The sequence below is a fragment of the Bordetella petrii genome (assembly GCF_020991325.1).
GTDB lineage: Bacteria > Pseudomonadota > Gammaproteobacteria > Burkholderiales > Burkholderiaceae_B > Bordetella_A > Bordetella_A petrii_E.
The window spans coordinates 1-13063 of record NZ_JAJMLX010000121.1; the positions used below are offsets into that span (position 1 = coordinate 1).

The window sequence follows — 13063 nt, forward strand, 5'->3', positions numbered from 1 at the left end:
GGTGATGCTGTTCATCACCGTCGTTATCAACTACCTGGGCCGCAGCAACCTGTCCATCGCCGCGCCCGCGCTCAAGGTCGAGTTCGGCCTGGACACGGTGCACGAAGGGCTGATCCTGTCGGCGTTCGGCTGGACCTACGCCGCCATGCAGATCCCCGGCGGGTGGGTGGTGGACCGCGTGTCGCCGCGCGTGCTGTACGCGGCCGCGCTGATCCTGTGGTCGGCGGCAACGTTCTTCATGGGCTTTGCCGGCAGCTTCGTGATCCTGTTCGTGCTGCGCCTGGCGGTGGGCGCGCTGGAAGCGCCCGCCCAGCGTGCGCGGCGGCGTGTCGCGCAGGGCCGACAGCGGCGGCACCACCAACGGCCCTGTCGTTACCGAGGGGGCCGCCCCGCCAGGCTGGCCGGGCTGGCCGCCTTCGGGAGGAATTTGCGACACACCGCAAGCCGCCAACAGCGGCGGCAGGCACAACAGGCTGAGAAAACGCTTCATGGGCATTAAGGAAGAAAGGGGCGGCGGATGTGCCATTAATGCAGGGTGCGCGGCATGGCCAGCACGAATTCGGCGATGGGCACCTCGAAGGGAATGCCGTTTTCGCCCACGCAGTGATAGGTGCCGCGCATGGTGCCCACCGGCGTATTCAGAGGACAGCCGCTGGTGTATTCGAAGGTTTCGCCCGGCGCCAGCAGCGGCTGCTGGCCCACCACGCCCAGGCCGCGCACTTCTTGTACGCGCTGATTGCCGTCGGTAATGATCCAGTGGCGGCTGATGACCTGGGCCGGATGTTCGCCGGTATTGGTAATACGCACGGTATAAGCAAAGACGTATTGCTGCTCGGCGGGATCGGACTGCTCGGGCACAAAACGCGGGGCGACGGAGACGGTCAGGTCGTACGGTTTCACAAGCCTTTTCCGGTGGTTGGGCGGCGGCCTGCGCGGCGGCTGGCCAAGCCAGGCCGCATTCAGGCGCGGCAAATTACAATAATGGCACATTATGCCCGCGGAAACCCCCAACATCATGCCCTCCCCGTCCCCGGCCGCCACCCGCATCGCCCCCAGCATCCTGTCTGCCGACTTCGCCCGCCTGGGCGAAGAAGTGCGCAACGTCGTCGACGCCGGCGCCGACTGGATCCACTTCGACGTCATGGATAACCACTATGTGCCCAACCTGACCATCGGGCCCATGGTGTGCGCCGCTATCCGGCCGCACGTGCAGGTGCCCATCGACGTGCACCTGATGGTGGAACCGGTAGACGAACTGATCCCGCAGTTCGCCAAGGCGGGCGCCAATATCATCACCTTCCACCCCGAGGCCTCGCGCCACGTGCACCGCACCCTGTCACTGATCCGCGACCACGGCTGCCAGGCCGGGCTGGTGTTCAACCCCGCCAGCTCGCTGGACGCCATGGACCACGTCATGGACCTGCTGGACGTGGTGCTGCTGATGTCCGTCAACCCCGGATTCGGCGGCCAAAGCTTCATTCCGGCCACGCTGCACAAGCTGCGCGACGCGCGCGCCCGCATCGACCGCTGGACGCAGGCGGGCGGCCAGCCCATCCTGCTGGAAGTGGACGGCGGCGTGAAAGTCGACAACATCGCGCAAATCCGCGCCGCCGGCGCCGATACCTTCGTGGCCGGTTCGGCCATTTTCGGCCAGCCCGACTACGCGACCGTCATCCAGGCACTGCGCGGCGAAATCGCCAAAGCCGCCACCCTAGCCGCCTGAGGCCCCTATGACCACTTTCCAAGCCGTGCTGCTGGACCTGGACGGCACCCTGCTCGATTCCGTTCCCGACCTGGCCCATGCCGCCAATGCCATGCGCATCGAACTGGGCATGCCGGCCCTGCGCGAAGACGTCATCGCCACCTTCGTGGGCAAGGGCGTCGACAACCTGGTGCGCCGCGCGCTGGCCGGGTCGCTGCAAGGCGCCGAGCCCGAAGCGGCCGAATTCGAACGGGCCCGCGAATCCTTCTTCCGCCATTACCACCTGGTCAATGGCGACAAGGCCACCGTGTTCAACGGCGTGATCGAAGGCCTGAAGGCCATGCGCGACCAGGGCCTGAAACTGGCCGTGGTCACCAACAAGCCCACCGAGTTCACCCAGCCCTTGCTGCAGCGCACCGGCCTGGCGGGTTTTTTCAGCGTAGTGGTGTGCGGCGACACCTGCGCGCGCCGCAAGCCCGACCCCGACCAAATGCTGTACGCCTGCGAACGCCTGGGCGTCACGCCGGCGCAGGCCGTGGCCATCGGCGATTCCATCAACGACGCCCAGGCCGGGCGGGCCGCGGGCATGCACGTGCTGGCCGTGCCCTACGGTTACAACGAAGGCCAGGACGTGCACGGACTGGATGTGGATGGTATAGTTGCCAGCATTGCCGACGCCGCCCAGTGGATATCGCTCTGGAACGCCGACCGGAAGCAGGGCCTGCCCGGGGGTCTTCCCGCCGCGCCCGCCACCGGCCAGGCCGCCTCGTAGCACCGCGGGCGCACCGGCTACCTTTTACACAGCATCCACACATGAACGCTCGTCCCTTGAACCAAATGCGCAACGCCTCGTGGCGTTGGTGGCGTTTGTCTTCCGGGTGGCGATAGTTCCTTCCCGGCCCTGGACGCACCTGCCGCCTAGAGCCGAAGCTGTGTGAAAAACAGCGCCAAAGCCCGGACCCACAAACTGGACCGGGCTTTTTTGTTGTGTGCCCGGTCTGTAGCCCGAAAACCTACGAGACCCCACATGACCGAAATTGAATTCAAAGCGCTGGCCGCCCAGGGATACAACCGCATTCCCCTGGTGGCCGAAACCTACGCCGACCTGGACACGCCCCTGGCCATCTACCTGAAGCTGGCGCACAGCGGCCCGCAGGGCGGCCGCATGAGCTGCCTGATGGAATCGGTGGTGGGCGGCGAGCGCTTCGGGCGCTACTCGTTCATCGGCCTGCCGGCCCGCACCGTGATCCGCGCCAGCGGCACCACCACCGAAGTGCTGCACGACGGCCAGGTGGCCGAAACGCACGAAGGCGACCCGCTGGCCTTCATCGAGCAGTACCAGGCCCGCTTCAAGGTGGCCCTGCGGCCCGGCATGCCGCGCTTCTGCGGCGGCCTGGCGGGCTACTTCGGCTACGACACCGTGCGCCACATCGAACCGCGCCTGGGCCCTGCCGTGAAGCCTTTCCCGGCCGGCATGGACGGCGGCACGCCCGACATCATGCTGATGCACGTGGACGAACTGGTCATCGTCGACAACCTGGCCGGGCGCACCTACCTGATGGTGTATGCCGACCCGTCGCAGCCGGAAACCTACAGCCGCGCCCAGCGCCGCCTGCTGGACCTGCGCGCCCGCCTGCGCCGTCCGGTGGAAATTCCGTACAGCCACGCCAGCATGCAAACCGAAGAACAGCGCGACTTCAACAAGGCCGACTACCTGGCCGCCGTGCGCCGCGCCAAGGAATACATCGCCGCCGGCGACCTGATGCAGGTGCAGGTGGGCCAGGTCATCTCCAAGCCCTTCCGCGACGCGCCGCTGTCGCTGTACCGCGCGCTGCGGTCGCTGAATCCGTCGCCGTACATGTACTTCTGGAACTTCGGCGACTTCCAGGTGGTGGGGGCATCGCCCGAGATCCTGGTGCGCCAGGAACAGGTCAGCGACAGCGGCGCGGCCAAGTCGCAAGTCACCATCCGCCCCCTGGCCGGCACCCGCAAGCGCGGCGCCACGCCCGAACAAGACCTGGCCCTGGCCGAAGAACTGCGCGCCGACCCGAAAGAAATCGCCGAACACGTGATGCTGATCGACCTGGCGCGCAACGACGTAGGCCGCGTGGCCGAAGTGGGCTCGGTGAAAGTCACCGACACCATGACCATCGAGCGCTATTCGCATGTGATGCACCTGGTGTCGAACGTCACCGGTAACCTGAACCCGGGCATGAGCACCATGGACGTGCTGCGCGCCGCCTTCCCGGCCGGCACGCTGACCGGCGCCCCCAAGGTGCGCGCCATGGAAATCATCGACGAGCTGGAACCCGTGCGCCGCGGCATCTACGGCGGCGCGGCCGGCTACCTGAGCTATGGCGGCGAAATGGACGTGGCCATCGCCATTCGCACCGGCGTCATCAAGAACGGCATGCTGTACGTGCAGGCCGCCGCCGGCATCGTGGCCGATTCCGATCCCGAACTGGAATGGGCCGAAACCGAAGCCAAGGCGCGCGCCGTATTGCGCGCGGCCGAACAGGTGCAGCACGGGCTGGACGAACCCATCTGATGCCCGCCCTTGCCGCCGATTCCTTCCCCGATTCCAGCGACCGCGCAACATTACCCGCAGGTGCCCCATGCTACTGATGCTAGATAACTACGATTCCTTTACCTACAACCTGGTGCAGTATTTCGGCGAACTGGGGGAAGATGTGCGGGTGGCCCGCAACGACCAGATCACGCTGGACGAAATCGCCGCCATGAAGCCCGACCGCATCTGCGTGTCGCCCGGGCCCTGCTCGCCGGCCGAGGCCGGCGTGTCGGTGGCGCTGATCCAGCGCTTTGCCGGCCAGGTGCCCATTCTGGGCGTATGCCTGGGCCACCAGGCCATCGGCGCCGCCTATGGCGGCGACATTGTGCGCGCGCAGCAAATCATGCACGGCAAGACGGTGCAGGTTTCGCATGGCGGCACCGACGTGTTCGCCGGCCTGCCCTCGCCGTACACCGTCATCCGCTACAACTCGCTGACCATAGACCCGGCCACCCTGCCCGATTGCCTGGAAGTGACGGCCACCGCCGCCGACGGCGACATCATGGGCGTGCGCCACAAGACCCTGCCACTGTACGGGGTACAGTTCCACCCGGAATCCGTGCTAAGCGAACATGGCCACGATTTGCTGCGCAATTTCCTGAACATCCGATAACAAGGGGACACCACCATGACGATCACACCCAACGAAGCGCTGACCCGCTGCATCGAACACCGCGAGATTTTCCACGACGAGATGCTGCACCTGATGCGCATGCTGATGCGCGGCGAAATGTCGCCGCAGATCGCCAGCGCGCTGATCATGGGCCTGCGCGTCAAGAAGGAGACCATCGGCGAAATTACCGCCGCCGCCCAGGTGATGCGCGAATTCGCCACGCCGGTGGAAACGTCCAACCCCCAGGACCTGCTGGACATGTGCGGCACCGGCGGCGACGGCAGCCACACGTTCAACATTTCCACCACCGCCATGTTCGTGGCGGCCGCGGCCGGCGTGCCCATTGCCAAGCACGGCGGGCGCAGCGCCTCGTCGTCGTCGGGCAGCGCCGACGTGCTGGAAGCCCTGGGCGCCAATCTGGTGCTCAGCCCCGAACAGGTGGCCGAATGCATCCAGGCTATCGGCATCGGCTTCATGTTCGCTCCTTCGCATCACACCGCCATGAAGAACGTGGCCCCCGTGCGCAAGGAACTGGGCGTGCGCACCATTTTCAATATCCTGGGCCCGCTGACCAACCCGGCCAATGCCGCCAACCAGCTGATGGGCGTGTTCCACCCCGACCTGGTCGGCATCCAGGTACGCGTCTTGCAGCGCCTGGGCTCGCGGCATGTGCTGATCGTGCATGGCCGGGACGGCATGGACGAGGCCTCGCTGGGCGGCGCCACCATGGTGGGCGAACTGAAAGACGGACAAATTCGTGAATACGAGATCCACCCTGAAGACTATGGCCTCGCGATGGTGTCTAATCGGGGCATCAAGGTCAGCAACCGCGAAGAATCGCGTGAACTTGTCATTCAGGCGCTGGACAATGTCGAAGGTGTCGCCCGCGACATCGTCGCCCTGAATGCAGGGCTGGCTATCTACGCCGGCAACAAGGCCGACTCCATCGAGCAGGCCCTGGCGCTGGCCTTTGAAACGATTTCTAACGGCTCGGCCCGTGCCAAGCTGGAAGAATTCTGCGCATATACCCGGAAATTCCAGAAATGAACGACATTCTCGCGAAGATCCTCGCCGTCAAGGCCGAGGAAGTCGCAACCGCCCGCCAATTGCGCAGCGAATCCGAACTGCTGCGCGAAGCGCAGGCCCGGCAAGACGTGCGCGGCTTTGCCCAGGCCATCGAAGACAAGATTTCCCAGGGCAAGGCCGGCGTCATCGCCGAAATCAAGAAAGCGTCGCCGTCCAAGGGCGTGCTGCGCGAAAACTTCGACCCCGCCGCCATCGCCGCCACGTACGCCGTGCACGGCGCGGCCTGCCTGTCGGTGCTGACCGACGTGCATTTCTTCCAGGGTTCGCACGACAACCTGCGGCGCGCCCGCGCGGCGTGCCCGCTGCCCGTGCTGCGCAAGGATTTCGTCATCGATCCCTACCAGGTCATTTCGGCGCGCGCCATGGGGGCCGACTGCGTGCTGCTGATCGTGGCGGCGCTGGCTCCCAGCCAATTGCGCGACCTGGAAACCCTGGCCATGGAACTGGGCATGGACGTGCTGGTGGAAGTGCACGACGCCAAGGAACTGGATATAGCCCTGGGCCTGAAAACCCGCCTGCTGGGCATCAACAACCGCAACCTGCGCACCTTCGAAACCCGCCTGCAGAACACGCTGGACTTGCTGCCGAACATTCCGGAAGGCAAGCGCGTGGTTACCGAGAGCGGCATCCTGGCGCCGGAAGACGTCAAGCTGATGCGCAGCCACAAGGTGGACGCCTTCCTGGTAGGCGAAGCCTTCATGCGCGCCGAAGACCCGGGCATGGAACTTGCCAGGCTGATGGGCTGAAGCCGCGGCGGGTATTGTTGCGGCACCAATGCGGCGGCTGGCCGCCAGGAGAAACGCGATGAAACCCGTGCTGTCTTTGATGTCGACAATTGCCGCGGCGCTGCTGCTGGCGGGATGCATGGGGGGCGGGCACGAGCCCGGCCCGCCGCACCCGGGGGCGGTGAACCCGTACAGTAATGGCGGCTTCCATGACGCGGGGCCGAATTACCCCAATACGGGGCATTGATCGCGAACTCTGCAGTTCTTATGGTGCCGCCCGCGGTCAGGCCCGGGCCGAGGGCCGGGCCCGGCGACGTCCCGTTCCAGGGGTCTGGCTCCCGCAGGGTGCCTGACCCCGTTGTGCGCCACGGAAGTCTTAGTAGAACGGTGTCGGGGGCATCCTGGCGGGAAGCAAACGGTGTCTGGCACCCTGGCGGGAGCCAGACACCCATCATCGTCGACATCAGATCAAGCCGCCATCGCGGCTTGATGCTTACGCCGCCGTATACGCCGTCTTCACGGTGGTGTAGAACTCCGCCGCGTAGCGGCCCTGTTCGCGCGGGCCGTAGCTGGAGCCCTTGCGGCCGCCGAAGGGCACGTGGTAGTCCACGCCGGCGGTGGGGCAATTCACCATCACCATGCCGGCCTGGGAATCGCGCTTGAACTGCGTGGCGTACTTCAGCGACGTGGTGCAAATACCCGACGACAAGCCGAATTCCGTGTCGTTGGCCAGTTCCAGCGCATGCTCGAACGAATCCGCCGGAATGACCGCGGCCACGGGGCCGAAGATTTCCTCGCGGCTGATGCGCAGGCTGTTGTCGCAGTCCACGAACAAAGCCGGCGTCATGTAGAAGCCTTCCGTGGCGCGCTTGACGCGTTCGCCGCCATAAGCCAGCTTGGCGCCTTCGTCGCGGCCGATGGCCACGTACTTCTCGTTCTGCGCCAGCTGGCTTTCATCCACCACCGGACCGATGTCGGTGCCGGCCAGCAGCGCGTCGTCGATCTTCAGCCCCTGCAAGCGTTCCTGCACGGCGGCCACGAAGCGCGGGTAAATGCCTTTCTGCACGATCAGGCGGCTGGACGCCGTGCAGCGCTGGCCCGTGGAAAAGAACGCGCCATTCACCGCGCTTTCCACCGCCACCTTCAGGTCGGCGTCGTCCAGCACCACCATGGGGTTCTTGCCGCCCATTTCCAGCTGCACCTTGGCCAGCCGCATCATCGCGGCTTCCGCCACGCGGCGGCCGGTGCCCACCGAACCGGTGAAGCTGATGGCATCCACGCGCTTGTCGTCCAGAATGGCCTGGCCCACCACGCTGCCGCGGCCCATGACCAGGTTGAACACACCGGCCGGCAGGCCGGCGCGGCTGAGAATCTCGGCCAGCGCCCAGGCACTGCCCGGCACCAGGTCGGCCGGCTTGAACACCACCGTGTTGCCGTAGGCCAGCGCCGGCGCGATCTTCCAGGCCGGGATCGCGATCGGGAAATTCCACGGCGCGATAATGCCCACCACGCCCACCGGCTCGCGCGTGACGTCGGCCTCGATGCCCGGACGCGTCATGGGCAGCTTTTCGCCCTGGATGCGCAGCGCCTCGCCCGCGAAGAACTTGAAGATATAGCCCGCGCGCGCGGCTTCGCCGATGCCTTCCGGCAGCGTCTTGCCTTCCTCGCGCGACAGCAGGCGGCCCAGTTCTTCCTTGCGCGCCAGAATCTCGTTGCCCACCGCGTCCAGGATATCGGCGCGGCGCTGCCCCGTGGTGCGCGCCCATTCATACGCCGCGGCGCGCGCGGCGGCAATGGCCTGCGCGGTTTGCGCGGCGTCGGCCTGCGCGTATTCGCCCACCACGTCGGCCAGGTTCGAAGGATTGATATTGGCGCGCACGTCGACACCGTCGACCCAGGCCCCACCTATGTAATTCGCATGCATGTCGTGTCTCTCGTCCAGGTGAATGAATAAACAGCCGGCCGCAATAGCTATAGCAACTTGCCGGGATTCAGGATGCCCGCCGGGTCCAGCAACCGCTTGATGTCGCGCATCAGCCGCAGTTCCAGCGGATCTTTGCTATGCAGGAAATGGTCGCGCTTCAACTGGCCGATGCCGTGTTCGGCGCTGATGCTGCCGCCGTAGCGGTTTACCTCGTCCAGCACGATGTCGGTAATGGCGGCCCCGTTCTGCGCCGCCCATTCGCGCGGCGCCCCTGCCGGGCGCGACAGGTTGTAGTGCAGGTTGCCGTCGCCAAAGTGCCCAAAAATAAATGGCCGGATATCGGCATGCGTTTCGCGCAGGCGCTGTTCCGCCGACACCATGAAATCCGGAATGCGCTCGATGGGCAAAGAAATATCGTGCTTCAGGTGCGGCCCGTCGGCGCGCTGCGCTTCCGAGATTTCCTCGCGCAGCTTCCACAGGGCCTGCAACTGCGCCAGCGATGCCGACACCGCCGCGTCCAGGCACAGCTCGCGTTCCAGCGCCGTGCCCATCACGCTTTCCAGCAAGGCGTTCAGCGCGTCCTCGTCGGCGGTGTCCGCCAGTTCCATCAGCACATAGCCGGGGTAGCGCTGCGCGAACGGTTCCTGCACCCCTTGCGCGTGCGCCAGCACCAGATCCACGCATTCGCCAGTGAAAAATTCATACGCCTGCAGGCGCGAACCGCACTGCTCGTACACCAGTTCGAACAGTTCCAATGCCTGCGCGGGCGACTGCACCGCCGCCAGCACCACCGAACGCACATTGGTGCGCGGAAACAAGCGCAGCGCCACCGCCGTAATCACCCCCAGCGTGCCTTCCGCGCCGATCAGCAACTGCTTAAGGTCGTAGCCAGTGTTGTCCTTGCGCAGCGTGCGCAGGCCGTTGAAGATTTCACCGGTGGGCAGCACCGCTTCCACGCCCAGCACCAGCTCGCGCGTCATGCCGTAGCGCACCACGTTCACGCCGCCCGCGTTGGTGGACACGTTGCCGCCGATCTGGCACGAATCTTCCGCCGCCAGGCTTAGCGGCAGCAGCCGCCCGGCCTCTTCCGCCGTGCGCCGCAAATTGCCCAGAATGCAGCCCGCCTCGGCCACCAGCGTATTGGCAATGGTGTCCACCGAGCGCACCGCATTCATGCGGTCCAGCGACAGCACCACATTGGCGGGCTGCTGGTCGGGCGTGGCACCGCCGCACATGCCGGTATTGCCGCCGCGCGGCACCACCGGCACGCCGGCTTCCTGGCACAGCGCCAGGCACTTGGCCACCTGTTCCGTGCTGCGCGGCCGCACCACCGCCTGGGCCTGGCCGTTGTAAATGCCGCGCCAGTCGGACAGCCACGGCGCGATATCGTCGGGCGCGGTAATAACCGTGTCGGGGCCCAGCGCCTGCACCAGGCGCTGCGCGAAATCGGAAGTAGTCATGAGTTGGGCTTGGGATCGAGCGTAGAAAAATCGAGACGCAGGCGCGCCGCCGCGCCGCGCAGATGCAGTACCGCCGCATCGCGCGCGCGCGGCGGATCGCGGTCGGCAATGGCCTGGTACAGCGCCACATGTTCCTGGTGCACCTCGCCCACCAGTTCAATCTGGTGCTGCAAGGTGTTCTCGCGGGCCATGCGCACCGCCGCGCGCACCTGCAGGTTCAGGTACTGCAGCAGCTGCTGGTAATAAGGGTTGTAAGTCGCCACCGCGATCGCGGCATGGAAACCGATGTCTTGTTCCACCCCCTGGTCGGCGTGGCGCAAGTGGCTTTCCAGGTCGGCCAGGCAGCGGGCCATGCTGGCCAGGTCGGCGTCCGTGCGGCGCGCCGCCGCCAGCGCCGCGGCCCCGCCTTCCAGTTCCATGCGCAGTTCATACACGCTGGCCAGTTCGGTGCGGTTCAGCGAGGCCCGGCCCGGCACCTGGAAACCCGGGCTGGCCGTGCGGGATATGACCATGCACCCGGCGCCCTGGCGGCTTTCCACCAGGCCCTGGGCGCGCAGGCGCTCGGTGGCTTCCCGGATGACGGCCGCGCTGACGCCGTACAACTGCGTCAGCGCCTTGCCGGTGGGCAGCTTGCCTCCCACCGGATACACGCCCGCGCCAATATCGGCCGCCAGCTGGCTGGCAACCTGTTCGGTCAGCGTGAGGGACTTGGTGAGCATCCCGGGATTGTAGGTGATTTATCAGGTTATATGAAAACTTTTCCCGTCGGATGCGGATGAATCCAATCGCCTCGACGGTTCTGCGCTACTATTCAGCTTCCAGTAAGCAAAGGGTGCCGTGCCACGCCAGCTCATCGGTCGCGCCGCATCCTGTTTTATGACCTCAGAACCTCCTAGTACCATCGCGCCGCCTGTCACGGACACGCGGCGCTTCCTCTGCCCCAGCGCCGCTCCTGTCCCGCATGGCGACAGGCTTGGCGCGCGCCATCTCCGGGCATGGCTGCCATTCAGCCACCGCCGTTATCCGCCGGCCTGCGCCGGCTTGCCTGGCGCCAGCCGCGTTGCGTGGCACCGCCACTTGCCGTCCCCCTCTTTCACGCCGCACCGCAACCCCATTGGGTTGCCGGTTGCGTTTTCGCCCCTTGACTGGATTGCGCAATGATTTTTGACTGGATGACCGACCCGACCGCCTGGCTGGGCCTGGCGACCTTGATCATTCTGGAAATTGTCCTCGGTATCGACAACCTGGTGTTCATCGCCATTCTGGCCGACAAGCTGCCGCCCGAGCAGCGCAACCGCGCCCGCATCATCGGCCTGACGCTGGCCATGCTGATGCGGCTGGGCCTGCTGGCCAGTATCGCGTGGGTGGTTACGCTGACCGAACCCTTGTTCACGATATTCGGCGCCGAGATTTCCGGGCGCGACCTGATCCTGATATTCGGCGGCCTGTTCCTGCTTTTCAAGGGCACCATGGAACTGCATGAACGCGTCGAAGGCCGCGCGCATGGCGAGTCACAGAAAGTGCAGCACGCCGTCTTCTGGCAAGTGATCCTGCAGATCGTGGTGCTGGATGCCGTGTTCTCGCTGGACTCGGTGATTACCGCCGTGGGCATGGTGCAGGAACTGAGCATCATGATGATCGCGGTGGTGTTTGCCATGGCGGTCATGATGCTGGCCAGCCGTCCCTTGATGGCGTTTGTCAGCCGGCATCCAACCGTCGTCATCCTGTGTCTGGGGCTGCTGCTGATGATCGGCTTCAGCCTGGTGGCGGAAGGCCTGGGCTTCCACGTGCCCAAGGGCTATCTGTATGCGGCCATCGGCTTTTCGATCGTGGTCGAGGCCTGCAACCAGTTGGCGCGCCGCAACCGCAGCCGGCGCAGCCAGGGCCTGAACGGGCGCCAGCGCACCGCTCAGGCGGTGCTGCGGCTGTTGCGCGGCGGCAAGGCGGACGGCGGGGCGAATCCGGCGGAAGAGGTGGCCGCGCTGGTTGACGGCGTGGGCGACGAACCGATCTTCGCTCCCGAAGAGCGCAGCCTCATCGAACGCGTACTGGCCATGGGCACCCGCGACGTGCGGTCCATCATGGTGCCGCGCGGCGAAATGGTCTGGCTGGACGTCAAGGATACGGCCGAGGGAGTCGTGGACAAATTCTCGTCCGGCCATGCGCGGCTGCCCCTATGCGAAGGCGATGCAGCCAATGTCATCGGCGTGCTGCATTTCAAGGATGTACTGCGTGCCGTGCAGCGGCCGGGCGCCATCGACCTGATTGAACTGGCGCGCAAGCCGCATTACATCAGCGAAACCACGCCGGTGTTCAAGGTACTGGACGTGCTGCGCCAGTCGCGCGAACACATGCTGATCGTGGTCGACGAACATGGCAGCTGCGAAGGCCTGGTGACGCCGCTGGATGTGTTGACCGCGGTGGGTGGCGAACTACCCGAGAACCCGGGCGAGAGCAAATTCGCCACGAGCCTGTCGGACGATACCTGGCTGCTGGACGCCGGCATGCCTGTCGATGAGGCGAGCCTGATCCTGGGCAGCCACGGCCCCGCCCAGGCCGTGCGCGACGCCACGCTGGCCGGCGTGTTGCTGCGGGTTGGCGGCCGCCTGCCCGAGGTGGGCGAGACAATCGAATGGAATGGCTGGACGTTCGAGATCACCCAGCGCGATGGCCTGCGCATCGGCCAGGTCCGCGCGCAACGGCGCGAACCCGCCCCGGCCGATTAACGGATCGGTTCCTGCACCGGGGCCACGAGCCCGCTTGGGGTCAGCTTGAGGTAGGCGGCCACACAGGCTTGCGCTTTTCCACGAAGGCGGCGATGCCTTCCCGGGCGCTGGGCCGGCCGGCCGCCACGCAGAAGCTGTCCGCCGCGGCCCGCACGGCCGCGCGATAGCCGTTGTCGTTGGCGTGCATGAAGGCCTGGCGGCCGTGGCGCATAACCTCGGGCGACTTGGCGCACAGCGTGGCGGCTAGCTGCCGGGCCG

12 protein-coding genes and 2 pseudogenes are annotated in these 13063 nt (G+C 66.0%); 9 read left to right on the plus strand and 5 right to left on the minus strand.

Annotated features, from left to right (window positions below; translation table 11 throughout):
* Positions 1-331 (plus strand): annotated as a pseudogene (locus LPZ50_RS13495) (MFS transporter); the annotation flags it as partial.
* 194 nt (positions 332-525) lie between these two features.
* Here the strand turns inward: LPZ50_RS13495 and apaG are convergent.
* A complete protein-coding gene (apaG, locus tag LPZ50_RS13505; protein ID WP_230661991.1) occupies positions 526-900 on the minus strand; it encodes a Co2+/Mg2+ efflux protein ApaG in 375 nt (124 codons plus the stop codon).
* A 91-nt stretch (positions 901-991) separates the two neighbouring features.
* Here apaG and rpe point away from each other — a divergent pair, with 91 nt between their 5' ends.
* The 7 genes from rpe (at position 992) to LPZ50_RS13540 (ending at position 6942) form a co-directional block, all read left to right on the plus strand.
* Positions 992-1723, plus strand: a complete 732-nt coding sequence (gene rpe, locus LPZ50_RS13510) for a ribulose-phosphate 3-epimerase (protein WP_230661992.1) — start codon at positions 992-994, stop codon at positions 1721-1723.
* Between the two features lie 7 nt (positions 1724-1730).
* Complete coding sequence (locus LPZ50_RS13515; protein WP_230661993.1) at positions 1731-2474, plus strand: phosphoglycolate phosphatase; 744 nt, start codon at positions 1731-1733, stop codon at positions 2472-2474.
* Positions 2475-2729: 255 nt separating this feature from the next.
* Positions 2730-4250, plus strand: coding sequence for an anthranilate synthase component I (trpE, locus tag LPZ50_RS13520; RefSeq protein WP_230661994.1), 1521 nt, complete (start codon positions 2730-2732; stop codon positions 4248-4250).
* Positions 4251-4317: 67 nt separating this feature from the next.
* The gene (locus LPZ50_RS13525) at positions 4318-4884 is read left to right on the plus strand and encodes an aminodeoxychorismate/anthranilate synthase component II (RefSeq protein WP_230661995.1); all 567 of its coding nucleotides are present in this window, start codon (positions 4318-4320) and stop codon (positions 4882-4884) included.
* 15 nt (positions 4885-4899) lie between these two features.
* Complete coding sequence (gene trpD, locus LPZ50_RS13530) at positions 4900-5931, plus strand: anthranilate phosphoribosyltransferase (RefSeq protein ID WP_230661996.1); 1032 nt, start codon at positions 4900-4902, stop codon at positions 5929-5931.
* Entirely contained in the window at positions 5928-6716 is a 789-nt protein-coding gene (gene trpC, locus LPZ50_RS13535) for an indole-3-glycerol phosphate synthase TrpC (protein WP_230661997.1), read from the plus strand. The genes trpD and trpC overlap by 4 nt, the downstream gene beginning before the upstream one ends.
* 58 nt (positions 6717-6774) lie before the next feature.
* On the plus strand, positions 6775-6942 hold the full coding sequence (locus LPZ50_RS13540) for a hypothetical protein (RefSeq protein WP_230661998.1): 168 nt from the start codon (positions 6775-6777) through the stop codon (positions 6940-6942).
* A 246-nt stretch (positions 6943-7188) separates the two neighbouring features.
* On the opposite strand, the gene LPZ50_RS13545 is transcribed toward LPZ50_RS13540, so the two are convergent.
* Genes LPZ50_RS13545 through LPZ50_RS13555 form a run of 3 tightly spaced genes read right to left on the minus strand, consistent with a single transcriptional unit; the run spans position 7189 to position 10798 of the window.
* A complete protein-coding gene (locus LPZ50_RS13545) occupies positions 7189-8619 on the minus strand; it encodes an aldehyde dehydrogenase family protein (protein ID WP_230661999.1) in 1431 nt (476 codons plus the stop codon).
* A gap of 47 nt (positions 8620-8666) precedes the next feature.
* A complete protein-coding gene (locus LPZ50_RS13550) occupies positions 8667-10079 on the minus strand; it encodes an FAD-binding oxidoreductase (protein WP_230662000.1) in 1413 nt (470 codons plus the stop codon).
* The gene (locus tag LPZ50_RS13555; RefSeq protein ID WP_230662001.1) at positions 10076-10798 is read right to left on the minus strand and encodes a FadR/GntR family transcriptional regulator; all 723 of its coding nucleotides are present in this window, start codon (positions 10796-10798) and stop codon (positions 10076-10078) included. Before LPZ50_RS13555 ends, LPZ50_RS13550 begins: the two co-directional genes overlap by 4 nt.
* Positions 10799-11236: 438 nt before the next feature.
* Between LPZ50_RS13555 and LPZ50_RS13560 the strand changes: the two genes are divergently transcribed.
* Positions 11237-12805, plus strand: coding sequence for a TerC family protein (locus tag LPZ50_RS13560; RefSeq protein ID WP_230662002.1), 1569 nt, complete (start codon positions 11237-11239; stop codon positions 12803-12805).
* Positions 12806-12845: 40 nt separating this feature from the next.
* On the opposite strand, the pseudogene LPZ50_RS13565 reads toward LPZ50_RS13560, so the two are convergent.
* A pseudogene (locus LPZ50_RS13565) lies at positions 12846-13063 on the minus strand (enoyl-CoA hydratase/isomerase family protein); the annotation flags it as partial.